At 66.1% G+C, this 23,505-nt stretch carries 28 protein-coding genes, 1 other RNA gene and 1 pseudogene; 16 read left to right on the top strand and 14 right to left on the bottom strand.

Annotated features, from left to right (window positions below; genetic code table 11):
- Window positions 1–54: 54 nt before the first annotated feature.
- Complete coding sequence (locus V2L32_RS11565) at window positions 55–342, bottom strand: ubiquitin-like small modifier protein 1 (RefSeq protein ID WP_331232535.1); 288 nt, start codon at window positions 340–342, stop codon at window positions 55–57.
- A gap of 51 nt (window positions 343–393) precedes the next feature.
- Here V2L32_RS11565 and V2L32_RS11560 point away from each other — a divergent pair, with 51 nt between their 5' ends.
- The 9 genes from V2L32_RS11560 (at window position 394) to V2L32_RS11520 (ending at window position 6,228) form a co-directional block, all read left to right on the top strand.
- Complete coding sequence (locus V2L32_RS11560; RefSeq protein WP_331232532.1) at window positions 394–654, top strand: MoaD/ThiS family protein; 261 nt, start codon at window positions 394–396, stop codon at window positions 652–654.
- A 1,318-nt stretch (window positions 655–1,972) separates the two neighbouring features.
- A complete protein-coding gene (locus V2L32_RS11555; RefSeq protein ID WP_331232531.1) occupies window positions 1,973–2,257 on the top strand; it encodes a 50S ribosomal protein L44e in 285 nt (94 codons plus the stop codon).
- A 2-nt stretch (window positions 2,258–2,259) separates the two neighbouring features.
- The gene (locus tag V2L32_RS11550) at window positions 2,260–2,436 is read left to right on the top strand and encodes a 30S ribosomal protein S27e (protein WP_331232529.1); all 177 of its coding nucleotides are present in this window, start codon (window positions 2,260–2,262) and stop codon (window positions 2,434–2,436) included.
- The gene (locus tag V2L32_RS11545; protein ID WP_331232528.1) at window positions 2,433–3,227 is read left to right on the top strand and encodes a translation initiation factor IF-2 subunit alpha; all 795 of its coding nucleotides are present in this window, start codon (window positions 2,433–2,435) and stop codon (window positions 3,225–3,227) included. The genes V2L32_RS11550 and V2L32_RS11545 overlap by 4 nt, the downstream gene beginning before the upstream one ends.
- Window positions 3,224–3,406 (top strand): RNA-protein complex protein Nop10, encoded by a 183-nt coding sequence (locus V2L32_RS11540; protein WP_331232527.1) that lies wholly within the window; start codon window positions 3,224–3,226, stop codon window positions 3,404–3,406. Before V2L32_RS11545 ends, V2L32_RS11540 begins: the two co-directional genes overlap by 4 nt.
- Window positions 3,407–3,410: 4 nt before the next feature.
- Window positions 3,411–4,175: a proteasome assembly chaperone family protein gene (locus V2L32_RS11535; RefSeq protein WP_331232526.1), complete on the top strand. Its 765-nt coding sequence runs from the start codon at window positions 3,411–3,413 to the stop codon at window positions 4,173–4,175.
- 44 nt (window positions 4,176–4,219) lie between these two features.
- Window positions 4,220–5,062, top strand: coding sequence for a geranylgeranylglycerol-phosphate geranylgeranyltransferase (locus tag V2L32_RS11530; RefSeq protein WP_331232524.1), 843 nt, complete (start codon window positions 4,220–4,222; stop codon window positions 5,060–5,062).
- Between the two features lie 88 nt (window positions 5,063–5,150).
- Complete coding sequence (locus V2L32_RS11525) at window positions 5,151–5,786, top strand: RAD55 family ATPase (RefSeq protein ID WP_331232523.1); 636 nt, start codon at window positions 5,151–5,153, stop codon at window positions 5,784–5,786.
- A 28-nt stretch (window positions 5,787–5,814) separates the two neighbouring features.
- On the top strand, window positions 5,815–6,228 hold the full coding sequence (locus V2L32_RS11520; RefSeq protein ID WP_331232522.1) for a CoA-binding protein: 414 nt from the start codon (window positions 5,815–5,817) through the stop codon (window positions 6,226–6,228).
- Between the two features lie 547 nt (window positions 6,229–6,775).
- Here the strand turns inward: V2L32_RS11520 and V2L32_RS11515 are convergent.
- The 4 genes and pseudogenes from V2L32_RS11515 to V2L32_RS11500 all read right to left on the bottom strand — a co-directional run.
- Entirely contained in the window at window positions 6,776–7,462 is a 687-nt protein-coding gene (locus V2L32_RS11515) for a bacterio-opsin activator domain-containing protein (protein WP_331232521.1), read from the bottom strand.
- Complete coding sequence (locus V2L32_RS11510) at window positions 7,446–7,760, bottom strand: DUF7344 domain-containing protein (protein ID WP_331232519.1); 315 nt, start codon at window positions 7,758–7,760, stop codon at window positions 7,446–7,448. The genes V2L32_RS11515 and V2L32_RS11510 overlap by 17 nt, the downstream gene beginning before the upstream one ends.
- A gap of 265 nt (window positions 7,761–8,025) precedes the next feature.
- On the bottom strand, window positions 8,026–8,532 hold the full coding sequence (locus V2L32_RS11505) for an Lrp/AsnC family transcriptional regulator (protein ID WP_331232517.1): 507 nt from the start codon (window positions 8,530–8,532) through the stop codon (window positions 8,026–8,028).
- A gap of 97 nt (window positions 8,533–8,629) precedes the next feature.
- Window positions 8,630–8,917: pseudogene (locus V2L32_RS11500) on the bottom strand (transposase); the annotation flags it as partial.
- 152 nt (window positions 8,918–9,069) lie between these two features.
- Between V2L32_RS11500 and V2L32_RS11495 the strand changes: the two are divergent.
- A complete protein-coding gene (locus tag V2L32_RS11495; RefSeq protein WP_331232516.1) occupies window positions 9,070–10,287 on the top strand; it encodes a C45 family peptidase in 1,218 nt (405 codons plus the stop codon).
- 35 nt (window positions 10,288–10,322) lie between these two features.
- Here V2L32_RS11495 and V2L32_RS11490 read toward each other — a convergent pair whose 3' ends face one another.
- Window positions 10,323–11,300, bottom strand: coding sequence for a PLP-dependent cysteine synthase family protein (locus V2L32_RS11490; RefSeq protein ID WP_331232515.1), 978 nt, complete (start codon window positions 11,298–11,300; stop codon window positions 10,323–10,325).
- Window positions 11,301–11,406: 106 nt separating this feature from the next.
- Window positions 11,407–11,745 carry a DUF5798 family protein gene (locus V2L32_RS11485; RefSeq protein ID WP_331232514.1) on the bottom strand — a complete coding sequence of 113 codons (339 nt, stop codon included), beginning with the start codon at window positions 11,743–11,745 and terminating at the stop codon, window positions 11,407–11,409.
- An 81-nt stretch (window positions 11,746–11,826) separates the two neighbouring features.
- Here V2L32_RS11485 and V2L32_RS11480 point away from each other — a divergent pair, with 81 nt between their 5' ends.
- Both V2L32_RS11480 and ffs read left to right on the top strand, forming a co-directional pair.
- A complete protein-coding gene (locus V2L32_RS11480) occupies window positions 11,827–12,240 on the top strand; it encodes a DUF7548 family protein (RefSeq protein WP_331232513.1) in 414 nt (137 codons plus the stop codon).
- 49 nt (window positions 12,241–12,289) lie between these two features.
- Window positions 12,290–12,600: signal recognition particle sRNA (ffs, locus tag V2L32_RS11475), an RNA gene on the top strand.
- Window positions 12,601–12,614: 14 nt separating this feature from the next.
- On the opposite strand, the gene V2L32_RS11470 is transcribed toward ffs, so the two are convergent.
- From V2L32_RS11470 to V2L32_RS11440, 7 genes are all read right to left on the bottom strand, one after another.
- Window positions 12,615–13,376 carry a ferredoxin--NADP reductase gene (locus tag V2L32_RS11470; RefSeq protein ID WP_331236606.1) on the bottom strand — a complete coding sequence of 254 codons (762 nt, stop codon included), beginning with the start codon at window positions 13,374–13,376 and terminating at the stop codon, window positions 12,615–12,617.
- Window positions 13,377–13,450: 74 nt separating this feature from the next.
- Window positions 13,451–13,861, bottom strand: coding sequence for a DUF2267 domain-containing protein (locus tag V2L32_RS11465; protein ID WP_331232511.1), 411 nt, complete (start codon window positions 13,859–13,861; stop codon window positions 13,451–13,453).
- 42 nt (window positions 13,862–13,903) lie between these two features.
- On the bottom strand, window positions 13,904–14,809 hold the full coding sequence (locus V2L32_RS11460) for a mechanosensitive ion channel family protein (RefSeq protein ID WP_331232509.1): 906 nt from the start codon (window positions 14,807–14,809) through the stop codon (window positions 13,904–13,906).
- Entirely contained in the window at window positions 14,806–15,054 is a 249-nt protein-coding gene (locus tag V2L32_RS11455; protein WP_331232507.1) for a YhbY family RNA-binding protein, read from the bottom strand. Before V2L32_RS11455 ends, V2L32_RS11460 begins: the two co-directional genes overlap by 4 nt.
- Before the next feature lie 39 nt (window positions 15,055–15,093).
- Window positions 15,094–15,378, bottom strand: coding sequence for a ribonuclease P protein component 4 (locus V2L32_RS11450; RefSeq protein ID WP_331232505.1), 285 nt, complete (start codon window positions 15,376–15,378; stop codon window positions 15,094–15,096).
- The gene (locus tag V2L32_RS11445) at window positions 15,379–15,786 is read right to left on the bottom strand and encodes a hypothetical protein (protein WP_331232503.1); all 408 of its coding nucleotides are present in this window, start codon (window positions 15,784–15,786) and stop codon (window positions 15,379–15,381) included.
- A 39-nt stretch (window positions 15,787–15,825) separates the two neighbouring features.
- A complete protein-coding gene (locus tag V2L32_RS11440; RefSeq protein WP_331236605.1) occupies window positions 15,826–16,584 on the bottom strand; it encodes a DUF2797 domain-containing protein in 759 nt (252 codons plus the stop codon).
- 82 nt (window positions 16,585–16,666) lie between these two features.
- Between V2L32_RS11440 and V2L32_RS11435 the strand changes: the two genes are divergently transcribed.
- The 4 genes from V2L32_RS11435 (at window position 16,667) to acs (V2L32_RS11420) (ending at window position 23,505) form a co-directional block, all read left to right on the top strand.
- Window positions 16,667–17,002: a BsuPI-related putative proteinase inhibitor gene (locus tag V2L32_RS11435; RefSeq protein WP_331232502.1), complete on the top strand. Its 336-nt coding sequence runs from the start codon at window positions 16,667–16,669 to the stop codon at window positions 17,000–17,002.
- A 141-nt stretch (window positions 17,003–17,143) separates the two neighbouring features.
- Window positions 17,144–19,105 (top strand): acetate--CoA ligase, encoded by a 1,962-nt coding sequence (gene acs / locus V2L32_RS11430; protein ID WP_331232500.1) that lies wholly within the window; start codon window positions 17,144–17,146, stop codon window positions 19,103–19,105.
- Between the two features lie 124 nt (window positions 19,106–19,229).
- Window positions 19,230–21,311, top strand: coding sequence for a bacterio-opsin activator domain-containing protein (locus V2L32_RS11425; RefSeq protein WP_331232499.1), 2,082 nt, complete (start codon window positions 19,230–19,232; stop codon window positions 21,309–21,311).
- A 208-nt stretch (window positions 21,312–21,519) separates the two neighbouring features.
- Window positions 21,520–23,505, top strand: coding sequence for an acetate--CoA ligase (acs, locus tag V2L32_RS11420; RefSeq protein ID WP_331232497.1), 1,986 nt, complete (start codon window positions 21,520–21,522; stop codon window positions 23,503–23,505).

The raw sequence follows: 23,505 nt of genomic DNA, 5'->3' as shown, positions 1-23,505 counted from the left end.
GTCCCGAACTGAGGATTCTATGAACGACTACGATACTCCCGATGAGCGATCTGCCTACCCCGACCCGCCGACGACCGGCGGGGCGAGCCTGAGCGTGTCGCCCTCGTCGAGGACCGTCTCCCCGCCTTCCTCCTGTGTGACGTGTCTCCCGTTCCGCGTCACCGTCACGCTTGAGAACGCGAGCTCACCCCCCTCGAACAGCCGGTCTTCGAGACCCGGGTGGGCCTCACAGAGCGCACGGAGGGCCTCCGCGACCGTCGCACCCGTCTCGACCTCGACGGCGACCGTCTTCTCGCCGACCGTCTCCCGTAGCGGTCCGAACAGCTGACAGCTGATCTCCATACCCCGTCTCGGGTCCGACCGCTCTTGTAGTTCCCCGTCCTCTTCCGGGACATGTCGGAGATCCGGGTCACCGTTCGGTGTTACGGCGTGGTCCGCGAGCGGGTCGGCGAGCGAACCGTCTCGCTCACGCTCCCTCCGGGAGCGACCGTCTCGGACGCCCTCGTCGCGCTCGCAGAGCGCGCTCCGGGGATCGAGAGGGAGGAGCTGCTCGTCATGTGTGAGGGGAGCCACGTTCTGGTCGAGGACCGGGAAACGACCGAACTCGCCGGGGAGACGACGCTCTCGGTCTCCAATCCGGTCGGACGCGAGTAGAAAAATCGGGCCGGGCGCGCTGGCGTTCGAGGCACCCGAGCGTCGCGTTCGATCGCCCGGCCCTACCCGAGTGAGGACCGCGAGCCACGTCAGTATGTGCAGTGATATCGCGGAAAGCTCGGCGTACCCGAAACGCCACGGGTCGGGGTGACGAGCCGACGGGGTCCCGTCGGGTGTACGGGTCCGTACCACGCCCGCGCGGTTTCACCTATCGGAGTTGCGAGCATCGCTTCATTGCTTGCGTGTTCGGATCGGAAGGCGAGGTATGTAATGAATAGGACTGTAATCAACACGAAGTGAAGGGGAAAAGGGGAATACCGGCGCAAACGGATTAAAAAGAAGAAAGCGTCTTGTTTTCACCCCCGATCACACAAACGATGCCAGACGGGCAAGAGAAAGAGCCGCCCGATCTCCGCACCGAACTCGAATTAGGTGACGGACCAAGTCCGAACATCCGCAGTGAAAGCAATCTTCGATCAGAACCGGTCCAGATCCGTAGTGAAATGAAGAACTTCTGATAAACCAAGGACATACAAGAGCGCCAGACTGTCACTTGGAGCGATACGATTGGGCATATCGGTGCTCAAGTGAACGATCTTGAGTCTCAGCTAGAGTCGGTGGGGAGCGCGGAAAGTGAGTCACAGAATATCGATATTTCGGGACTGGTCGAAAAGGTGAGTTCATCTGATAAAGTGCGTCACGAAGAACAACTTCGAGAGATAAGACAGCAGAACGAACTCCTCAGGAACGTCGAGGGCAGCATTCGCTCACAGAGAAGAGCACAGAGGGTCGGTCAGGGTCTTAGCGTAGGGTCGATGATTTTAATTTTGGTGACAGTCCCCCCAACAGTTTATATGGCTACTTCGAGACTCTATTACGCCATCGGTGTATTTGCTATTGCACTAGGGGTTGTCATTCTGTCCGTATACCCACTCTATCAAAACCGATAGCGTCGCCACTACTCACCTCGGTTCCGATATAACCGAGCATATCTCAGAACCAGGCGAGAGCGCTCACACCACGACGAAGAATCGCCTATCACGCGATCTGATCCACGGATTGGTCAACCGTCTCCTGGACGTTCTCGACGAGTTCCTGCGCGCCGTCGACCCACTCGGAGAAGTCACCGGAGCCAATCTCTGCGGCCAAAACCAGGGAGCGCCGATCGGGAGCTGGAACACCGGGGAACCGATCACCCCGCTCGTGGGAACGAACGGCTATCTGTCACCGTATCCACCGTGCTGGCTCCTGCCGAATTCGAAGCTATACCAAACGGGTTTTAACCGGCGGTACCCAACGACTCCCCAGAGTATACCCTATGCAGATCCCACGACGGTTCAACACCTACTGTCCGCACTGCAACGCCCATCACGAACACGAACTGGAGAAGGTCAGACAGGGCCAGGCCTCCGGCATGACGAAGGTCCAGGGCCGCCAGCGCCAGCGCCAGCGCTCGGGTATTGGGAACGCCGGGAAGTTCTCGAAGGTGCCCAGCGGCGAGAAGCCGACGAAGAAGACGAACCTCAAATACCGCTGCAGCGAGTGCGGCAAGGCCCACCTCCGGAAGGGCTGGCGGGCCGGCCGCCTGGAGTTCCAGGAGTAACGATGGCGGGGAACTTCTACACCGTCGTCTGTCCGGACTGCGGGAACGAACAGATCGTCTTCGGCCGGGTCGCGACCGAGGTCGCGTGTGCCGTCTGCGGGACGACGCTCGCGACGCCGACCGGGGGCGAGTCCGAACTCCACGGTGAGGTCACCGAGACCGTCGAACAGAGAGCATGAAGTACAGCGGCTACCCGGAGCCGGGCGAGATCGTCGTCGGGAAGGTCGACGAGATCGAGGACTTCGGCGTCTTCGTCGACCTCGAAGAGTACGAGGACAGACGCGGGCTCGCACACATCAGCGAGGTCGCCTCCGGCTGGATCAAGAACGTCCGCGACCACGTCCGCGAGGGCCAGACGACCGTCTGTAAGGTACTCTCGATCGACGAGGGAAGCCAGCAGATCGACCTCTCGATCAAGGACGTCAACGACCACCAGCGAAAGGAGGCGATCCAGCGCTGGAAGAACGAACAGAAGGCCGACAACTGGATGTCGATCGCCGTCGGCGAGGACGCCGACGAGTACGGCCGGATCGCGAACGAACTCGTCGAGGTCCACGGAACGCTCTACGACGCGTTCGAGCAGGCGGCGATCCTGGGCGACGAAGCGCTGGCGGAGACCGACCTCTCGGACGCGGAGATCGACGCGATCGTCGAGACCGCACGCGAGAACGTCTCGGTGCCGTACGTCGAGGTGACCGGCTACGTCGACCTCGTCTGTTCGACGGAAGCGGGCGTGGACGCGGTGCGCTCGGCGCTCGCGGCCGCCGAGGGTAACGGCGAGGTCCCCGAGGAGATCGACCTCGAGGTGACCTACGTCGGTGCGCCGGAGTACCGCATCAAGGTGCGTGCGCCGAACTACAAGACCGCAGAGGGCCAGCTCGAAGCGAGCGCCGAGCGCGCTCGGGCCGCCATCGAGGCCGACGGCGGGAGCGGCGAGTTCCACCGCGAGCGCCGGACCGACGACGAGTGATCTCGGACATCAAGGTCTGTTCGGACTGGGAGGCCCATCACGACCGCCCGGTCTACACGCTTTCGTCGACCTGTCCCGACTGCGGAGCCGACGCCGTCAACAGCGCGCCGGCGCGATACAGCCCCGAGGACCGCTACGGGGAGTACCGACGCGCTCTTAAGCGCCGCGTGCGCGAGTGAGGGTATGGACGACGTCGAGACGGTGGTTCACGCCGATCCCGAACTCCGCGAGCCGGTGCTGATCGAGGGGCTGCCGGGCGTCGGTCACGTCGGATCGCTGGTCGCAGAACACCTGCTCTCGGAGGCCGAGAGCGAACTCGTCCGCCGATTGCACTCCGAGCACTTCCCACCCCAGGTGACCGTCGGCGACGAGGGAGTCGCCGAACTCGTCTGTGCGGAGCTCCACGCCGTCTCCTTCGAGAACCAGGACCTGCTCGTGCTCTCCGGGGACCAGCAGGCCGCGAGCGGTATCGGTCACTACCGGATCACCGAGGCCGTCCTCGACGCCGTCGAGGAGTTCGGCGTCGAGCGGCTGTTCGCCCTCGGCGGGGTCCCGACGGGCGAGCTCATCGAGGAGTACGACGTCCTCGGTGCGGTGTCGAACCCCGAGAGCATCGAGGCGCTCTCGGAGGCGGGGGTCGTCTTCCGCGAGGGCGAGCCGGCCGGCGGCATCGTCGGGATCAGCGGGCTGCTGGTCGGCCTCGGCGGTCGGAGAGGACTGGACGCGAGCTGTCTGATGGGCGAGACCAGCGGCTACCTCGTCGACCCGAAGAGCGCGAAGGCGCTTTTGGGCGTGCTCCAGTCGCTGCTCGGCTTCGAGGTCGACCTCACGAGCCTCGACGAGCGCGCCGAGGAGATGGAGGAAGTGGTCGGAAAGATCCAGGAGCTCGAGGCCCAGCAGCAGGCGATGGAGCTCCCGACAGACGACGACCTCCGCTACATCGGCTGATCGGAAACGGAGCGACTTAAGGGGAGACGACGAGGACGCGGGATATGGCGCTCTCGACCGCCCGCGGACTCCTCGCGCTCACGCGCCCGGTGAACGCCGTCGCGGCGGGCGTTCTCACCCTCATCGGCGCGTTCGTCGCGGGCGGCGTCCTCGCCGCGCCGTGGGCGGTGACCGCGGCGGTCGGCGCGACGGTCTTCGCCACCGGGGCGGGCAACGCGATCAACGACTACTTCGACCGGGAGATCGACGCGATTAACCAGCCCGGCCGTCCGATCCCGAGCGGCCGGGTCTCACCGCGGCTCGCGCTCTGGTTCAGTGTCGCCCTCTTCCTCGGTGCGGTCGCCCTCGCGATCACCCTCCCACCGCTCGCGATCGCCATCGCGGTCGTGAACCTGCTGTTGCTGATCGCCTATACCGAACTGTTCAAGGGGCTTCCGGGGGTGGGAAACGCCGTCGTCGCAGCCCTCGGCGGGAGTACGTTCCTGTTCGGCGGCGCCGCCGTGGGCGACATCGCCGCGCCGGGGGTGCTGTTCGTCCTCGCGGCGCTCTCGACGTTCACCCGCGAGGTGATAAAGGACGTCGAGGACGTCGACGGCGACCGGGAGGAGGGGCTTAACACGCTCCCGATCGCGATCGGCGAGCGACCCGCACTCTGGATCGCGACGGCCTGTCTGCTCGTCGCCGTGGCGGTGAGCCCGCTGCCGTATCTCACCGGCGAGTTCGGCGCCGCCTACCTCCTCGTGCTCGTCCCGGCCGTGGGGGTGATGCTCTGGGCCGCGGCCGCGAGCTTTCGCGACCCGACGACGGGACAGAAGCGGCTCAAGGTCGGGATGTTCCTCGCGGCGCTCGCGTTCGTCGCCGGGCGGATCGGCGCGGTCGCCCTCTAGGAACCGATCGGGGACAAGACGTATATCCCGCTACGGCAATGCACCGATACCTGACTCGAACGACGAGTTCGATCGGAGTGGGACCTCAATGTACGAACTCGACGACGTGCTGGCAGCCCCGCGAGTACGGCCGGGGACGAACCTCCTCGTTACGGGGTCGCCGATGGCGGGAAAGCGGATGGTCGGTCTCGACGTCCTCGCCGCCGGCACCGACCGGGGGGAGGGGGCGATCGTCGTGACGACGACCGACGGTGCGGCCCACGTGCTCTCGCAGTACGTCGAGCGGGCCGACCTCACCCCGGAGACACCGATCGGCGTCGTCGACTGCGTCTCGCGCCACCAGGGCATCGATCCCGTCACCGACGACCGGGTCAGCTACGCCGCCTCGCCGGTGGACATGACGACGATCGGGGTCGAACTCTCCTCGTATCTCGAATCGTTCTCGCGCGAGCGTGGGCTCAGGCGGAACCGGGTGCTCGTCCACTCGCTCTCGACGCTGCTCATGTACGCCGAACTCGGGACTGTCTTCCGGTTCGTCCACGTCCTCACGGGACGGCTCCAGAGCGCGGGCGCGCTCGGCCTCTGTGTGATCGACTCGACTACCCACGACGACCGGACGATGAACACGCTGAAACAGCTCTTCGACGGGGTGGTCGCGGTCGAGGAGAGTGGCGAGCCGCGACTGCTCGGGCCGGCCTTCTCTGACCTGCCTCGGAACCGTTAACAGTCACGCATCCCTCGCGTCGGTACGAATGCCCGTCGAGAGTGACGCCGAACTCCGCGAACTCCTCGGTCTCCGAACGGTCGCCGTCGTCGGCTGCTCCGCGACCCCGGGGAAGGACGCCCACGAGATACCGAAGTACCTCGAAGAACGCGGCTACGACGTGATCCCCGTCAACCCGAACGCAGAGGAGGTCTTCGGCAAACGTGCGTACGACTCCCTCTCGGCGGTCGAGGAGGGGATCGACCTGGTGAACGTCTTTCGCCCCAGCGAGGAGGTCTCGGGGATCGTCGACGAGGCCCTCGAGAGAACGAACCTGACGGCGATCTGGCTCCAGCTCGGCATCACGGACCCGGACGCGACCGCCCGCGCCGAACGTGCCGGCCTCCACGTCGTCGCCGACCGGTGTATGAAGGTCGAACACCAGCGTCTCGTCGCCCCGTAACCGACGCGATCGCCGTCCCGGCTCTCGGGTCCACCGATCCGGTCGCCCGAGTCCGGCCACGACATATACGCGAACCCACGAAAACCTCTTTTACCTGTTGAACTGTAGAAACGATCCGTTCGGGGCAGGATCCGGGCCGTCACGGCTGGATTGACCGGAGTGGGGACCGACGGCCCGTCCGAGGTCCCCGAACGCGGCCGGCGATCCACCGAGTGGCAGGTGAAGGGAAATCGGTTATGAGTCCGGGTGTTCACGGTGCACACGGCACGTGCGTTTCGTACCCCCCACTCCCCACCCGAGCGCATGTGTCTCTTCTCTGTTCCGGCGGTGAGCGGGCGGTCCAGCCGTCTCACTCCCCTCCGAATCGAGGACGTCGTACTCGGGATCGGCGGATAGATCCGGGTGAGACTCCCGATGGAACGGGCTCATCGGGTCTGTTGAAACCCACTTCTTTAGTACCTACTATCGTGAAACTACCGTCAAGTCCGAAGGCTGATGGATATCCGTGGCCACTGAGTGGATGGATCGTGTCTCTCGCTAAAACCCGCTATCTCACTCGCGTCAGTAGTTCTGCGGAATCGTCCTGTTCGGATCTCCCGAGAAGCGTGTTCGAATTGAGCGTGTGCTGTCCCCGTCGAAGTCGCTCCGAGAGCGACTGATGCGAGATCTCCATCACCTCGGATAGACCCATGAGGGTGGTTTTCCGCGGGACTCGGTAGAAGCCGCGTTCGGTCGCGAGCGTGAGTGCCTCCGTTTGCTCCTCGGTCAGACCGAACCGGCCCGATCGCTTGTCGCTCATCTCGTAGATCGCGGCTACCGTGAGTGACATACCCTCGTCGTTCGCATACTCGTACGTGTTCGAGACGGACTTTCGGGTTGGAAAGAGTACCCGTACGCACCATCTATCGGACGTCGCATTCGCCGAGAGGACCGCCCCCTCGTATTCGACTAGCAATGTCATCAAGAAGTGAATGTTCTCGGTCCAGTTCATCCGATAGAGAAGCCACTCCTCCGTCTCGCTTATCCGCTCGAACGCGTCGACACTCGGATCCGTCTCGAGTGCCCGATCGAACGCGTCGAAATCGTCACATTCGACCCAGACGTACGGCATCACCGACCCCTCCTCGTGAGCGACGACACGCTCGATATCGAGTTCGATTCCGTCTCGCTCCGTGAGCGTCTGGCTCATCGCGAAATCCTCGAGAGAGATCTCGAACTCAGCGATTGTTGCCATCGGTTCTGATCTCCTCGTGGCCGTGGATACACTCGAGCAGGGGACGAATCTCCTCGAACTGTGGCCCCTTGACGGTCTCGTGAGCGTCCCTATCCCACCTGACGAAGCCGTACGCTTCGAGTTTGGGGAGGTGGTGATGGTACATCGTGATCTGGAACTGCTGGTCGGCATCCACAGGCGTTCTCCTCTCACCCGCAGGGCTCGGTTTAGTGATGCTCTGGGGATTGTGCTCGAGGAGCGCGAGCAGCAGCTCTCGGCGATCTTCGTTCCGTAGCGCATCGAAGGCCTTGTCGTTCATAGTGTGTCTCCGAAGATGGACCCCCAAAAGGACAGTCGATACCTCCGGCGGTCCCGTCCTCTGATACCTTCAGCGGTCACGTCCTCTCGTACTAGATGACGCCAAGCACGGATAACGTTACTGTACGTGAACGTTGATGGGTTCTGAATTTCGCAGAAAAGCGGCGTTGGGGCTGTGAATTTTAAATAAGGGGATGTGGTTTCACGAACACAGACGGTGTATCCTGTGGAATCTCGTTCTCAGTTGTGGCTCACGTCGTCGGTGATCACTCGTCCTGGGAATCGTCCGCGCGTGTGCTCATATCATCCGTTCCTTGCAGGAAGAAGTGGTTGAACGGCTGGACGTGCCGCCGGCGCATCACCTCCGAGCTCTCGATTTCAGCGCCCATCTCGTGGATAGAATCGGTAACCCTCGTAATATCGCCCGTGTTCGTCCCGACCACGTCGACGTGGATGTTCCGACGGCCGGTGAGCATCTCCTGTACGTCGATCACACCTTGAATCCCCCGAATCTGCTCGGAGTAGTCGGTCAGCTTGGTGGGCGGCACGGTTACGACGAAGCTCACCTGCAAGGGAAGGTTGGCTGCTTCGTAGTCGATTTCCGGATGGTAGCCGCGGATGACCCCGTCGGCTTCGAGGGAGTCGATACGGTTGCGGACGGTACTGGGCGAGACGCCGACCTGATCGGCGATCTCTTGGGCGGTCGTGTTTCGGGCGTCCTTCTGAAGCAGATAGAGGATGCTTCGATCTACGCCATCGAGATCGCGTCCCATACAGAGTCATCGGACTCGAACCCCAAAGCGTTTTTTTAGCGTGAGACTTCCTTCCACGTCGCCGTTTCAGCCGATTACTATCCGCTCCGTCTCTCCCGAGTAGCGGACGAATCCCGTTCTCGCGAACCATTGTCCGAATCTGTCGATCGCCATATCGGCCGTCTCCAAGCGGACATCGACTTCTGTCGCGTCGTGGTTGATGAGCGATGGTGCGATCTGTGTATCGGGCTCGCGAGTCGTCCTTCTGTGGAGACCGAAGACAGCGTTCGCTCTCGTATCGACTAAGAGTGTGACTTTCAGTTGCTGAATGGTCCGGCTTCGCCCGTTTCGTGTCGTGCTTCGAGGGGTGATCTCCGTCGAATCCCGAGACGTCGATATGGTAGACGATACCGAGGGAGCCGGTACCGTCCGTTTGTCGAACGGCGTGGCGATCCGGTACTCCGAATCCTTCGCCCGTGCCGATCGTCGAACGTCCCCTGGACCCACACCTACCGTTTCAGGCCAAGAATACAACCACCTCGAGTCCCACGTCACTGTATGGACGACACGGGCGTCGATACTCCTGTCGACACCGATCTCATCGCCGGAGCCGATAGTTTCGCGGAGCAGGCACGACGCCGGGCCGAGACCGAACGCGAGGCCGTCGAGTGGGCCATCGACGAACTCGAGCGAGCGATCGACGAGCGGGACGTCGATCTCGAACCGATGCTCGAGTACGCCCGTCGAAGTCGGGAGAGTCTCCCCGACCGCCACCTCCGGGCGTACGAGACGATGGCCGAGGCGTTCGACGTCGACCCGGACGTCTACGACGTCTACGTCTTCGTCTACGCGGAGCTCTGCGAGGAGCTCGCCGACGGGGACGGGCGGTCCGAGAAGAACCCGAAGGGGTGTACGAACGTCCTCGCTGCCCCCTCGAGGGTCGAGTCCGACGGTGGATTCGACACTGGTTCGACCGGTACCGAACCCAGTAGCTCCGGGCCGCTCGTACTCAAGAACCGAGATATCGCGGGTCGAGGGACCCGCCCGAAATCGGTCATCGAGCAGCCACCGATCGACGACTACTACGGCTTTCTGACGATCGACACGTGTGGAACGATCACGACGTTCAAGGGCGTCAACGACCGGGGGCTGGTCGCGGCCAACACCTACATAGACAGCACGAGAGAGGACGTCGACCCGGAAGAGCAACTGCGTAACGGCACCGTCATTCGGACGCTCCTGGAGACGTGTGCCACCGTCGACGAGGCTCGAGACCACTTGGAGTCCTATCCCACGCGTCGGTTGAGCGGCCAGACGCTGTTTCTGGCCGACGGGACCGATAGCGCCTTGCTCGAGGTCGATCCCGTGGCCGAACGGATCGCCGTCGACGACGGCCCCGTCGTGACCAGGACGAACCACTTCGTCGACTCGGCGTCGACGCGGACCGAGAGCTCGACGGATCGACGCGAACGCGCGCTCGGGCTGCTCGAGGGAGTAGACCGACTCGACCGCGAGGACCTGTGGGCGGTCGCTCGGGATCACGCGAACGGTCCCGGCGACGATTCGATCTGTCGCCATCCGGAACCCGAGACGGACGAACCGCACGCGTTCGGGCAGCTAACGACGGCGAGTACGGCGATCTTCGAGGGTGGCTCGCCGGTGATCGAGATCGGGGTGGGCAGTCCGTGCGAGACCGAGCGAACACGCTGTGCGTTCGGCGAGGAGATCCCGACCGATCTCCGGACAGGCCAGTGGTGGCTCGACCGGCTTCACTGACCCTCGAACGTCGGTTCCCGCTCACTCCGGATCTATCAATCGGTCCACTCCTCGAACGACCGGTAGATCCCCTTCGAGAGGTACCGTTCGGAAGAGTCCGGAAAGAGGGTGACCACGCTCGGGTAGGGGGCGTCGATCTCGCCGTCGCGGATTCCCCTGGCGACCGAGAGCGCGGCGACGCTCGCGGCGCTCGCGCTCGTCGCGACGAGGTGGCCCTCCTCGCGTGCGAGGCGGTGTGCCTCCTCGTGGGCTCGCTCGTCCGACACCTGGATCACGTCGTCGACGAGGTCCGGCTCGAACAGCTCGTTCGTCGCCGGGTCGTGCGTGCCGATCCCCTCGATCTTGTACTCGCCCTCCTCGACCGAGCGACCCTTCGTCGTGGAGTAGAGCGAGCCCTCCGGTTCGACCGCGCCGACGTAGGTCCCGGGGTGCTGCTCGCGAGCGTACTTCGCGACGCCCATCAGCGTTCCCGCGGTGCCACAGCCCATCACGACCGCGCCGATCTCGGGGATCGCCTCGTAGATCTCCGGAGCCGTCGTCTCGTAGTGCGCCTCGGTGTTGAGCGGGTTCGCGAACTGCTGGGGGACGACGGCGTTATCCAGCTCGTCGCTGAGCGCGTACGCGCGGTCGATCGCCCCGCCCATCCCGTCCTCGGTGGGGGTGTTGATCACCTCCGCGCCGAGTGCGCGCATGAGCTGCTGTTTCTCTACGCTGAAACGCTCGGGAACGACGAAGACCGCGGTCAGGTCGAGCTGGCCGGCGGCGATGGCCAGTCCGATACCCGTGTTCCCCGCCGTCGGCTCGATCACCGTCCCGCCGGGAGAGAGCTCTCCGGTCTCGAGCATCCGTTCGAGCATGTACCTCCCGATGCGGTCTTTCACGCTCGCACCGGGGTTGAACGACTCGAGTTTCGCGTAGACGGGGACCTCCTCGGGGGCGGCGTGGAGGGTGACGATCGGGGTCCGTCCGATCGTCGCGAGGACGGACGAGAACAGCTCGCGGTGGTCGGTCATGGGCCGCAATTGTTGCCGGGTGGGATTATACTGTCGGCTGTACGTCGTTGAAGATCCTCATCGGTACGGGGTGGTGAGGATCTCCACATAGGTACCGCCGACAGTATTAAACGTCGCCGCCGTCGGTCTGGGGGGTGTCCGCGACGCCCGCCTCCCCGTCGTCCGCCTCCGTCCCGTCGTCGCGCTCCTCGGCGGCGTCGACGTCCTCGATCGCGGCCTCGGTGAGCACCGCGTCCACGTCGACGCCCTGTTCGTCGGCGATCGCCTCGAGCAGCGCGCGGTTCTCGCGGCTGTGGTGTTTCAGCGTCGTCACGGAGTCGTGGGTTTCGTCCAGGTTCTCTCTGAGGTGGACCATCTCCTCCTGGACCTCGTTCAGACGCGCGTAGAGCTGTTCTGCTCGTTCGGCGAGCATCTGGATCTTCTTGGTGGTGCTGCCGAGTCCCATACCCTCTCACTCGGTCGGCGGGTATGTGGGCCTTGCGTTCCGGATCGGGAACCCTTACCGTCCGGCTCGCCTACGCGAGCCATGGAGCTGACCCGACGCGCCCCCCAGTTCGGGATCGTCTGCTGTCTCGCGCTCGTCGCCGCCCTGCTCGCGCCGTACCTCCGGCTGCCCGCCGACGCCCAGCTCGAACTCGAACTCTACTACGCGAGCGGCGTCTTCGGTGCGGGCATCCTCGGGGTCTTCGCGCTCGTCGCGCTCGTCGTCCTCGGCGCCGGCCTCGCCGGCCGGACCGAGCCGGACACGGCCGCTGGCGCCGCGCTCGTCATCGGGCTCGTCGCGACCGGTATCGCCCTCCAGTGGGCGTTCTCCGTCCCGTCGGAGAACGCGATCGTCGCCTCCGAGACCTGGACGTATCACCGCTTCGTCGTCGTCGGTACCTCGGCCGGACTCGCCGTCGCCTCGGGGCTCTACGCGCGGGCGATCGGCGTGGTCTGATCGCCGGACGCGAAGGCGAAAGGCCCTTACGTCATCCCGGTGTACTCGGGAGTGGACTAGGTCGGGCAGTTAGGCCCTGCTTTCACCCGTGAGGTAGTCTTCAGCGGGGACCGAACCCCGGGGGCGTCCGGTCAGACCGGTGCGGGCCCCGGAATCCGACAGAGAAGCCTCGTCCATCGGGGACGGTGGACCACGACGCCCGTCCGCAGGGACGGTCCGTCGTGGCTAACCGGCGGCAGTGGGTCAGGCGCGGAAGCGAGCAGCCCACCGCTGGACAGCCGTCGCTCGACGGGTCGCGGGGTGGAGGAGGTGACCGGGACTACCCGCACCGGAACGCCGGGCAACCCCGGGCGTCCGTCTCATTCATACCGTTTTCAGTCTCGAGCGGACGGCTCGTTCGGAACCGCACCAGCTGACCGGATGGCTACCGCGATGCGATCGATCCGTCGAGTCGCCGAACGGGGACGGGAGACCCCACGACCGGCGATTTCCACGGGCCACCGGAGGACCTTGCAGTGGCCGGGACGCCCTGTGCGGCCGCCGGTACGTAAGACCTGCTCCTCGGGGACGCCCTCCTCCGAGAGCAGCTCCTTCGTCTCGACGACCATCTCGGGGACACCACAGACGTAGAACTGCCAGTCGGCGAGCTCCTCCAGCTCCTCCGGGAGGTGTTCCTGGACGGGTCCGATCGGACCCGTCCACCCCTCTCCCGGCTCCGAGAGCGAGTAGACCGCCTCGAAGCTCGCGTTCTGGGCTGCGAGCTGGTCGAACGTCTCCCTGTAGATGACGTCCTCCTCGGTGCGTTCGCCGAAGAAGAGCCGTGTCTCGCCCTCACCGACGTCTACGTGCTGTTTGATCAGCGCCGCCATCGGCGTGATGCCGGTTCCGGTCGCGACGCAGGCGACGTTCGCGGTCGGATCGTCGAGGGTGAGGTTCCCGCCGAGCTCGCCGATCTCGACCTCGTCACCGACCTCGCGCTCGTGCATGTAGACCGAGGCGGTGCCGTCGTCGTAGCGTCGGATCGCGAGCGTGAACCGACCGGTTCCCGGGAGCGACGTTGCGGTGTACGGCCGGACGACCTCCTCGCCCTCTCGCTCGAACCGGATCGTCGTGTGCTGGCCCGGCTCGTAGCCGATCCCCCCGTCGACCGAGAGGAGGAACTACTTCACGTCCGGCGTTACCTGATGAACCGACTCGATCCTCACGGTCGTCATTCCCGCTGTCCCGGCACCGTGTAGAGCTCGCCGTACTCGGCGGGGAGCTGATCGTCGAGGTCCGACCACGCCTCGTCGCTGACGCTCTCGGAGACCGCGAGGAACACCGCCTGGACGTGCCGGCGGGCGTCGTCGTCCTCGATCGCGTCGACCTCAGACTCGCGCTCTCGGACCCGGTCGACGAACTCCTCGGCCGAGAAGGAGCGCGCCTCGCTCACCCCCGTGTCGGTGAGCATCCCCGCGAGGTCCTCGGGCAGTTCGTCCGCCAGGTCCCGCACCTGTCCCTCCGAGAGGCGCTCTCCGAGCGTCGAGAGGACGGCGATCGTCACGTGTTCGGTCTCGCCGTCCGATCCGAGGTTCGCCTGTCCACGCACTCGCTCGATGACCTCGTCGTAGTGGGTAGGCACGTGCGAAACGAGGGGCGTGAACCGCCTAAAATCGGGGCCTGCTCACTCCGTGCCCTCCCCGATGCTGCCGATCGCCTCCTCGGCGACGTTCCTGACGAGCACTTTCCCGTCCAAGTTTCGGTAGGGGTACGGGATGTCGATCCCGACAGCGTCGAAGCGCTCTTTCACCGACTGGACGTACTCCCCGCGTATCCGGACGAAGTCCGCCCTGCTCGGATCCGCGACCCAGATGCGCGACTGGAGGCCGATATCGGAGTCGCCGAGTTCGGTGAGCCGGACCGAGGGTGCGGGATCGTTCATGATCTCGGGGTGCTCGCGTGCCTCCTCGACGATGATCTCGGTCGCCTCGTCGATGTCGTCGTCGTAGCCGATGCCGAAGTCGAACTTCAGCCGGAGGGAGTCGTTCGCGACCGGGTTCTTCACGACGCCGTCGGCGAGCTGGGAGTTCGGTACCGTGAGCAGTTCGTTGTCGAACGTGCGCACGCGGGTGACCCGGAGGCTGATGTCCTCGACGATCCCCGAGTGCTCGTCCCACTCGATCCAGTCGCCGATCCGGAACGGCTTCTCGGTGAAGATGAACACCCCGGAGACGAAGTTCGAGAGCACCGACTGCATCGCGAAGCCGAGCGCGATCGTCGCGGCCGCGCCGATCGTCGCGAGCGCGACGAGGAAGTTGCCGTAGCCCGCGATCCCGAATGCTATCGCGATCACGCCGAAGAGCACGAGCCCCCAGGCGATCTTCGCGATCGGCCGCCTCGCGTGCTCGTCGAGGTCGCGCGAGGAGAGCAACCTGTCGATCAGCGGCATCACGACCGCGTGCGCGACGAGCGCGAGCGCGACGAACGCCACGACGAAGACGACCGCGCTCGAGATGGCGGCAGCCAGCCCCTCCTCGATGCCCGCGTCGGTGAGTGGCCCCTCCAGAACCACGGGAGCGACCGCGCTCATCGACGGTACACCGCCGTGTGCCCCCGGGTCTGGAGTAGCTCCGCGTCGGCTCGCTCGCCGAGGTCGGCAGCCAGCTCCTCGGTCTCGCTCTCGCCCCTGGCCGACCGGAGGAACTTCACCTTCACGAGGTCGCGTCCGTCGAGCTGGTCGCGTAGTTCGTCGGCGACGGACGCGATCCCTCCCTTCCCTACCCGAACGGTCACGTCCAGGTCGTGTATCTCCCGCTGCAGATCCGGGTCACTCATGGTCTCTGTCCCGGATAGAGCGCCGACCCAGTTGAACGTTTATACCCTCCCGCGGTAGGGATAGCGCTTCTGACCGCCACACTGACACGTGACGGTGAGGTGGCCGTCGCGGAGTCTGGTCCTCGCCGTTCGTCCCGGCCTGAGGTAGAGCCCACAGCGGTCACAGACCGACCGTTCGAACCGGCGGGGAAACCGGAGCCGGTTCCGTTCGGCGATGCGCTTTGCGAGACGAACGTACTCGCGGGCGCGGTCGTCCTCGCCCTCCCTCGCTGCCCCGGCCGCGAGGTGGTGGAGCCGCTCGATACGCTCGGCCGCGATCGACATCTACTCCTCTAACGCGTCGGCGATCCGCTCGAGCTGTGTCGAGAGCTCGCCGACCTCGTCGCGGAGCTGTCTGAGCTCGCGGACGACCTGCTCGTTGCTGCCCTCGCCCGGCGGACCGCCCGGTCCCGCGCCGGGGCCCGGACCGCCCATCCCGCCCATCCCGCCCGGGGCGCCGCCCATCCCGCCGGGGCCGCCACCGCCGCCCATCATCCCGCTCATCATCTGCGCGAACGGGTTGCCGCCCATCCCGCCGGGGCCGCCACCCATCATCTCCTCGGCCTCCTCGCCCGGGTGGGGCTCGCCCTCCTCGCGCTCGGCCGCCCGCTGTTCTCTGATCTCCTCGACGCGCTCTCGGAACGACTTCTCCTCCGGTTCGCCGCCTTCGCCCTCGTCGGGTTCGTCTGCCATACGCGGGCTTCGTCGCCCCGACTGAAAGGGCTTGCCTTGCTACCCGAACACGCCGAGGCTCGACTGGAGGTCGCGTTCGGTCGCCCCCGCGAGGAGTTCGTGACCGACCAGGTCACGCATGTCCACCGCGTAGGTCGTCCCGCCCCGATCGACGACGAGCACCCGCCCCTTCGTCCCCCGGACGGTCCCGGAGACGAGCGTCTCCGGGATCGGTCGCTCGTCGATCGAGAGTCCGTACTCGAAGGTGGCCGTCCGGATCACGTCGAACCCCGAGAGCAGCTCGCGCCAGGCCTCCTCGTCGACCCGCCGGTCGAGGCCGCGGATCTTCCGGGGGACGCCGACCCGATCGGGGATCTCCGCCGCGATCTCGGCCTCGATCTCCCGGGCGATCCGTCCGTCCGAGACGGTGTGGACGTGCGCCCCCCGGTCCGCGCCCTGCTCCCGGAACCGCACCTCGAGCCGCCAACTCTTCGTGACCCCGACCTTGAACGTGTCGGGGGCGAACGCCGCGAGGTAGACCGCGTGCTCCTCGTGACAGTCCATCACCGGTTTCAGACACGTCCCGGTACACCGGGCACAGACCCAGGTACTGGTGTGGTCCTCACAGTACGGGCCGCCCGCTGCGGAACAGGCTCGGTGCTCGCCGTCGACGACCGTGCCCGCACAGCGGCGCTCGCCGAGGGTGTACGAGAGCTCTCTCCCCGTGGCGAGCGGCTCGCGGCCGACCGAGCCGCCGTCGGCGACGAGGAGCGCCGGCTCGCCGCCGTCAGCGCCCGTCTGGTAGCCGACGATCTGCACGCCCGCGCTACGCGCCACGGACAAAAAGCGGTGGCGGTCAGGGTGCGGTCGAACTTTTGTGTCTCGCGGTCCCAGCACGCCTATGGCGCTCTCGAGTTCGCTCGACGCGACGGCCGACGGGGACGGGGTCCGGTTCGTCTACACGGTCACCAACGACGGCGAGGAACCCGTGAAGCTCTCCTTTCGGAGCGGGCAGTCGTTCGACGTCCTGGTCGATGAGGGGGGAGACGAGCGCTGGCGGTACAGCGACGGGCGGATGTTCACACAGGTCCTCCGCTCGGAGACGCTCGAACCCGGCGAGACGAAACGCTACGAGACCACCTGGGAGGACCCGCCGGCCGGCGACTACCAGGCGCGGGCGGTCCTCGACCGTCCCGACCGTTCGTGCGAGGCGCGGACGACGGTGTCGGTCGATTGATACGGACCGCCGTACCTGTTACCCGATCAGACCGAGAAGCGGGTCCCGGTCTGAGCGGTACGGACGTAGAGCAGTCCGTACGAGCCCCCTCTCCCGGATTAGCGTCAAGGCTTATCACGCCACTCGCCCTGACAGGCCCACATGGTAGAGGGGGCGGGACCGGGCTTCGACGTACGCCTCTCGGGTCGCGAGCTGATCGACCCGCCCCCGTCGTTCGTCGAGGGGGCGAACGTGAGCGACCCGGGGATCTACGAGCGATTCGAGGAGGAGTGGCCGGCGTGCTGGGAGGAGGCGGCCGACTTACTCGACTGGGAGACGGAGCACGACACCGTTCTCGACGACTCGAACGAACCGTTCTACGAGTGGTTCGTCGGCGGCGAACTCAACGCCTCGTACAACTGCCTCGACCGACACCTCGAGGCCGGCAGGAAGACCCACGCAGCGCTCACCTGGGAGGGGAAACTCGGGGAGACGCGGACGTACACGTACGAGGAGCTCCACCGCGAGGTCAACGAGTTCGCGGCGGCCCTGCGAGAGCTCGGCGTCGACGAGGACGACGTCGTCACCGTCTACCTCCCGATGGTTCCCGAACTTCCCATCGCGATGCTTTCGTGTGCGCGGATCGGCGCGCCACACTCGGTGGTGTTCGCGGGCTTTTCGGCGGACGCGCTCGCGACGCGGATGAACGCCGCCGACAGCGAGTACCTGATCACGTGTGACGGCTACTACCGCCGCGGCGACGCGTTCAACCAGAAGGCGAAGGCGGACAACGCGCTGTTCTCCCTCGATCACGGGGTGGAGACGGTCGTCGTCGATCGGCTGGGCGAGACGCTCCCGCACGTTCTCGAGGCGCGACAGCACGACTACGCCGATCTGTGCGACGCTCACGCCGCCGAGCGGATCGAACCCGTCACCAGAGACGCGGAGGACATGCTGTTCGTCATGTACACGTCGGGGACGACGGGCACCCCGAAGGGCGTGAAACACACCACGGGTGGCTATCTCTCGTACGCGGCGTGGACCGCCCGGGCCGTCCTCGACCTCACCCCGGAGGACACCTACTGGTGTGCGGCGGACATCGGGTGGATAACGGGCCACTCCTACATCGTCTACGGGCCGCTCGCGCTCGGCACCACCACCCTGATGTACGAGGGGACGCCGGACTACCCCGACCGCGACCGGATCTGGCGGATCGTCGACCGGAACGCCGTCGACGTCTTCTACACGGCACCGACGGCGATCCGTGCGTTCATGAAGTGGGGTGCGGAGTACCCCGACCGACACGACCTCTCGTCGCTCCGGCTCTTGGGCACGGTGGGCGAACCGATCAACCCACGCGCGTGGAAGTGGTACTACACGCACATCGGGAACGAGGAGTGTCCGGTCGTCGACACCTGGTGGCAGACCGAAACGGGAGGAATGATGATCACCACCCTCCCCGGCGTCGACCCGATGCGCCCGGGTGCGGCCGGCTTCGCGCTTCCCGGAATCGAGGCCGGGGTTCGCGACGCGATGGGCGAGGAGGCCGATCCCGGGCGGGCCGGGGCACTCACCCTCGAACGGCCGTGGCCGGGGATGATGCGCACCCTCTACCGCGACGACGAGCGTTTTCTCTCCGAGTACTGGCGCGAGGAGGCGGGCGAGTGGTCGTACGTCTCCGGCGACGGTGCGAAGGTCGATTCCGACGGGTACATCACGATCCTCGGACGGGTCGACGACGTGATCAACGTCTCGGGGCACCGGCTGGGGACGATGGAGATCGAGTCGGCGATCGTCGGGGTTCCCGGGGTGGCGGAGGCCGCCGTCGTCGGTGGTAGCTCGTCTGGGGGCGAGGGCGCCGTCTACGCGTACGTGAGCGCCGAGAGCGGCCAGGAGCCCTCGTCCGCGCTCACCGACCGGATCGTCGAGGGCGTCGAGGACGCGATCGGCCCGATCGCGCGGCCCGAGGAGGTGATCTTCACGCCGGAGCTGCCGAAGACGCGCTCCGGGAAGATCATGCGTCGGCTGCTCGAGGACATCGCGAACGGCGAGGAACTCGGCGACACGAGCACGCTTCGCAACCCCGAGGTCGTCGGCGAGATAGAGAGCACGAACCGGGAGTGAGCGTTCTCCGCTCCGGTCGACGCCCTCGAACCACGTCCCGATCCGTCTCTCGAGCGTGCGTCGAGGTCGACACACGACGGAACGGCGGTAGATTTACTTTCGGCTACTCGGATTGTCCGAAGCGATGGCCGACGAGAGCCCGCCCGACGCCCGGCAGTTGAACCGGTGGGAGTACCGTCGTCTCCTTGACGCGGCCGGGACCTACCGCGAGACGGTCGTCTGTCGGCTCGCGGGCGAGGTCGGACTCAGACCCGCCGAGATGACGCGCCTCGTTCCGGCGGACCTCACCGAGGCGCGGACCGACCCCTCGCGCTACCTCCTCGCGGTGTCCGGTGACCGGGAGCGGACCGCGTACGTCCCGCCGTCGGTCGCCCGGGAGATCGAGCGCTACGCGAACTCGGGGGGGATCGACGGGGACGACCCGCTCCTCCAGGTCTCCCCCCGGCGGGTGCAGATGCTGATCGGGGAGGTCGCCGCCCGCGCGGCGGTTCGGACGGGCGACGAATCGTTCGAGAGGGTCTCCTCTCGCGATCTCCGCCGGTTTTTCGCGAAGACGCTTCTCTGCGAAATCGGGGTCGATCCGCGGACGGTCAAGGCGGTCGGGGGCTGGCGCAGCCTCGACTCGCTCGACGCCTCGCTGCCGGAGCCGACACCGGAGACGACGATCCGAGCGTTCGACCGCCAGCCGGAGGTCGTCGGGGGACCCCGGGTTTCGGTTGGCTCGCCCCCCGGGGATGGTGCGCTCGCGACGGCGATCGGCGACAGCGAACACACGACGGCCCTCGTCACGGACGGGCGCGGAACGGTGCGTCGGTGTGTCGGCTCCAGACCAACCCTCGGCTACGCTCCGGAGGAGCTGTTCGGCCGGTCGCTCTCGACGCTCACCCGGAACGGCGGGCCGATCGCCCCCGGGGACGGCTCGACGGACGGACGGTGGCTCCGCCGGAAGGACGGCTCCGACGTCTACGCACGGATCGAGGTCGCCCACGCGCGAGACGGCGAGCGAACGCTGTTACTGACCGATCTGAGCGAGGAGCGACGGCGACACGACGCCCTCCGGACCGACCGGGATCGACTCCGTCGCCGGGTCGAACTCTCCGAGCGGATCCAGTCGATCGGGGCGGCGCTCTTCGAGGCCGGCGACCGCGAGGCGATCGAGACCGAGGTGTGCGAGGGGCTCTCCGCGGAGTACGAGTACGCCTGGATCGTCGGCCGGTCGCTCTCGACGAGTCGCCCCGAACCGACGGCGGTCGCCGGGATCGACTCCGACGGCCCCTCGTCGGTGACGGACGCGCTCTCCGGGACGTACGCCGCCGTGCTCGGGGAGGTCGAAACCCGGCTCGCGGACGGGATCGGCGACGGGGATCGGGTACTGGTCGCCCCGGTCGCCTCCGGCGAGACGGTTCAGGGCACGCTCTGTGTGGCTTCGAGGCACGCGTTCGAGCCCTGGGAGCGCGACCGGCTCGAACTCCTCGGGCGGCTGCTCTCGGCAGCGCTCGCGACGCACCGGCGGCGGACGCTCGCCCTCTCGGACGTGGTCGTCGAACTCGAACTGGAGTGTACCGACGAGCGATCGTTCCTCGTCTCGCTCTCGCGTGTGCTCGACTGCGACGTGCGGCTCCGATCGGTCGTCCCCGTCGAGGAGTCGTCGCTGCTCGCCTACGCGGTCGTCACGGACGCGGCTCCCGCCGAGGTGGTCTCGCACGCGGTCGAGAGCCGGGGGGTCACCGATCAGCGACTTGTCGACCAGCGGGCGGACGAGTCGCTCCTCGAGTTCACGTTCGCCGGCGAGTCACCGGCGCTGACGCTCACCGAGTACGGTGCGAGCGTCCAAAAGGTCGCCGTCAGCGAGGGTCGGATGCGGATCGTCGCGGACTGCGCCCGTGACACCGACGTCAGGGTACTGGTCGACGGCCTCTCGCTTCACTTCCCGGACTCCTCGTTCGTCGGCAAGCGCGAGGTCGAACGGACCGACCGGACCGCGGGGGAGTTCGGGAGTCGAGTGACCGACCGCCTGACCGACCGACAGGCGACCTCGCTCGAGGCGGCGTACTTCGGGGGCTACTTCGACTGGCCCCGTGGCTCCACCGCCGAGGAGGTCGCCGACGCCATGGGGATCACCTCTCCGACGCTGCACAACCACCTCAGGAAGGGCCAGCGGACGCTGCTCGAGGCGGTCTTCGAGCGCGAGGGCCTAGACAGTTAGAGCCGACTCCCGTCACGGCGTCCCCCTTGCGGAGAGGCCCGACCCGATGACCCTCACGGTCGACCGTGGATAATTTCGGCGGTGCAGTGTGAAAATACACCGACCTTTCGTTCCAAGGGGAACAGGGATAGTGTATCCAGGCGGCGGTGTATTTTGCACATCTAGAGCCTACGTTTAGTACACTACTTCGGTATGGGGTGGACGTACTATGGCAGAGGACGACACACCGGAGTCGGGAGAGCTCGAGGCACGGCTCGTCGAACAGGACGCGTTCGACCCGCCGGAATCGTTCACGGAGCAGGCGAACGTGAGCGACCCGGGGATCTACGAGCGATTCGAGGAGGAGTGGCCGGCGTGCTGGGAGGAGGCGGCCGACTTACTCGACTGGGAGACGGAGCACGACACCGTTCTCGACGACTCGAACGAACCGTTCTACGAGTGGTTCGTCGGCGGCGAGCTCAACGCCTCGTACAACTGTCTCGACCGACACCTCGAGGCGGGACGGGGCGACGAGGCCGCGATCGAGTGGGTCGGCGAGCCGACCGACGAGACGCGGACGTACACGTACGAGGAGCTCCACCGCGAGGTCAACGAGTTCGCGGCGGCCCTGCGAGAGCTCGGCGTCGACGAGGACGACGTCGTCACCGTCTACCTCCCGATGGTTCCCGAACTTCCCATCGCGATGCTTTCGTGTGCGCGGATCGGCGCGCCACACTCGGTGGTGTTCGCGGGCTTTTCGGCGGACGCGCTCGCGACGCGGATGAACGCCGCCGACAGCGAGTACCTGATCACGTGTGACGGCTACTACCGCCGCGGCGACGCGCTCGATCACCTCTCGAAGTCGAACAAGGGGCTCTCGAACGTCGACCACGGGACGACGACGGTCGTCGTCGATCGGCTGGGCGACGAACTGGACCACGACCTCGACGAGGGTCAGCACGACTACGCCGATCTGGTCGCCGAGCAGTCGGGCGCGGAGGTCGAACCCGTCACCAGAGACGCGGAGGACATGCTGTTCATCATGTACACGTCGGGGACGACGGGTACCCCGAAGGGCGTGAAACACACCACGGGTGGCTATCTCTCGTACGCGGCGTGGACCAGTCATGCAGTACTGGACGTGAAGCCCGAGGACACCTACTGGTGTGCGGCGGACATCGGGTGGATAACGGGCCACTCCTACATCGTCTACGGGCCGCTCGCGCTCGGCACCACCACCCTGATGTACGAGGGGACGCCGGACTACCCCGACCGCGACCGCCTCTGGGAGATCGCCGACGAGTACGACGCGACACAGCTCTACACGGCACCGACGGCGATCCGTGCGTTCATGAAGTGGGGTGCGGAGTACCCCGACCGACACGACCTCTCGTCGCTGCGCCTTCTAGGAACCGTGGGCGAGCCGATCAACCCACGCGCGTGGAAGTGGTACTACACGCACATCGGGAACGAGGAGTGTCCGGTCGTCGACACCTGGTGGCAGACCGAAACGGGAGGAATGATGATCACCACCCTCCCCGGGATCGGGACGATGAAACCCGGCTCCGCCGGGCCGCCGCTGCCCGGGATCGGAGCGCAGGTCGTCGACGTCTCCGGCGAGCCGGTCGAGGAGGGTGCGGGCTACCTCACGGTGAACAGACCCTGGCCGGGGATGCTCCGGACGCTCTATAAGAACGACGAGCGCTTTCTCTCCGAGTACTGGGAAGAGTACTCCGACCCCGACTCCGACAGCTGGATCTACTTCCCCGAGGACGGTGCGAAGGTCGATTCCGACGGGTACATCACGATCCTCGGACGGGTCGACGACGTGATCAACGTTTCGGGGCACCGGCTGGGGACGATGGAGATCGAGTCGGCGATCGTCGGGGTTCCCGGGGTGGCGGAGGCCGCCGTCGTCGGAGGCACCCACGAGCTGAAGGGCGAGGCGGTCTACGCCTACGTCATCACGGAGGAGGGCCACGAGGACGACGAGAGCCTCAGAGAGCAGATCGTCGAGGGCGTCGAGGACGCGATCGGCCCGATCGCGCGGCCCGAGGAGGTGATCTTCACGCCGGAGCTGCCGAAGACGCGCTCCGGGAAGATCATGCGTCGGCTGCTCGAGGACATCGCGAACGGCGAGGAACTCGGCGACACGAGCACGCTTCGCAACCCCGAGGTCGTCTCGGACATCGAGTCGAAGGTCAGGGGCGAGTGA

The sequence above is a fragment of the Halalkalicoccus sp. CGA53 genome, assembly GCF_036429475.1.
Lineage (GTDB): Archaea > Halobacteriota > Halobacteria > Halobacteriales > Halalkalicoccaceae > Natronorarus > Natronorarus salvus.
Note: the sequence above shows the minus strand (reverse complement) of the source record. Positions and strands in the feature narration are given on the sequence as shown.

What these genes read in the sequence shown, in the direction of transcription:
- V2L32_RS11565 (WP_331232535.1), bottom strand. Translation starts at nt 342, where the DNA reads ATGGAGATCAGCTGTCAGCTGTTCGGACCGCTACGGGAGACGGTCGGC.
- V2L32_RS11560 (WP_331232532.1), top strand. Translation starts at nt 394, where the DNA reads ATGTCGGAGATCCGGGTCACCGTTCGGTGTTACGGCGTGGTCCGCGAG.
- V2L32_RS11555 (WP_331232531.1), top strand. Translation starts at nt 1,973, where the DNA reads ATGCAGATCCCACGACGGTTCAACACCTACTGTCCGCACTGCAACGCC.
- V2L32_RS11550 (WP_331232529.1), top strand. Translation starts at nt 2,260, where the DNA reads ATGGCGGGGAACTTCTACACCGTCGTCTGTCCGGACTGCGGGAACGAA.
- V2L32_RS11545 (WP_331232528.1), top strand. Translation starts at nt 2,433, where the DNA reads ATGAAGTACAGCGGCTACCCGGAGCCGGGCGAGATCGTCGTCGGGAAG.
- V2L32_RS11535 (WP_331232526.1), top strand. Translation starts at nt 3,411, where the DNA reads ATGGACGACGTCGAGACGGTGGTTCACGCCGATCCCGAACTCCGCGAG.
- V2L32_RS11530 (WP_331232524.1), top strand. Translation starts at nt 4,220, where the DNA reads ATGGCGCTCTCGACCGCCCGCGGACTCCTCGCGCTCACGCGCCCGGTG.
- V2L32_RS11525 (WP_331232523.1), top strand. Translation starts at nt 5,151, where the DNA reads ATGTACGAACTCGACGACGTGCTGGCAGCCCCGCGAGTACGGCCGGGG.
- V2L32_RS11520 (WP_331232522.1), top strand. Translation starts at nt 5,815, where the DNA reads ATGCCCGTCGAGAGTGACGCCGAACTCCGCGAACTCCTCGGTCTCCGA.
- V2L32_RS11515 (WP_331232521.1), bottom strand. Translation starts at nt 7,462, where the DNA reads ATGGCAACAATCGCTGAGTTCGAGATCTCTCTCGAGGATTTCGCGATG.
- V2L32_RS11510 (WP_331232519.1), bottom strand. Translation starts at nt 7,760, where the DNA reads ATGAACGACAAGGCCTTCGATGCGCTACGGAACGAAGATCGCCGAGAG.
- V2L32_RS11505 (WP_331232517.1), bottom strand. Translation starts at nt 8,532, where the DNA reads ATGGGACGCGATCTCGATGGCGTAGATCGAAGCATCCTCTATCTGCTT.
- V2L32_RS11495 (WP_331232516.1), top strand. Translation starts at nt 9,070, where the DNA reads ATGGACGACACGGGCGTCGATACTCCTGTCGACACCGATCTCATCGCC.
- V2L32_RS11490 (WP_331232515.1), bottom strand. Translation starts at nt 11,300, where the DNA reads ATGACCGACCACCGCGAGCTGTTCTCGTCCGTCCTCGCGACGATCGGA.
- V2L32_RS11485 (WP_331232514.1), bottom strand. Translation starts at nt 11,745, where the DNA reads ATGGGACTCGGCAGCACCACCAAGAAGATCCAGATGCTCGCCGAACGA.
- V2L32_RS11480 (WP_331232513.1), top strand. Translation starts at nt 11,827, where the DNA reads ATGGAGCTGACCCGACGCGCCCCCCAGTTCGGGATCGTCTGCTGTCTC.
- V2L32_RS11460 (WP_331232509.1), bottom strand. Translation starts at nt 14,809, where the DNA reads ATGAGCGCGGTCGCTCCCGTGGTTCTGGAGGGGCCACTCACCGACGCG.
- V2L32_RS11455 (WP_331232507.1), bottom strand. Translation starts at nt 15,054, where the DNA reads ATGAGTGACCCGGATCTGCAGCGGGAGATACACGACCTGGACGTGACC.
- V2L32_RS11450 (WP_331232505.1), bottom strand. Translation starts at nt 15,378, where the DNA reads ATGTCGATCGCGGCCGAGCGTATCGAGCGGCTCCACCACCTCGCGGCC.
- V2L32_RS11445 (WP_331232503.1), bottom strand. Translation starts at nt 15,786, where the DNA reads ATGGCAGACGAACCCGACGAGGGCGAAGGCGGCGAACCGGAGGAGAAG.
- V2L32_RS11435 (WP_331232502.1), top strand. Translation starts at nt 16,667, where the DNA reads ATGGCGCTCTCGAGTTCGCTCGACGCGACGGCCGACGGGGACGGGGTC.
- acs (WP_331232500.1), top strand. Translation starts at nt 17,144, where the DNA reads ATGGTAGAGGGGGCGGGACCGGGCTTCGACGTACGCCTCTCGGGTCGC.
- V2L32_RS11425 (WP_331232499.1), top strand. Translation starts at nt 19,230, where the DNA reads ATGGCCGACGAGAGCCCGCCCGACGCCCGGCAGTTGAACCGGTGGGAG.
- acs (WP_331232497.1), top strand. Translation starts at nt 21,520, where the DNA reads ATGGCAGAGGACGACACACCGGAGTCGGGAGAGCTCGAGGCACGGCTC.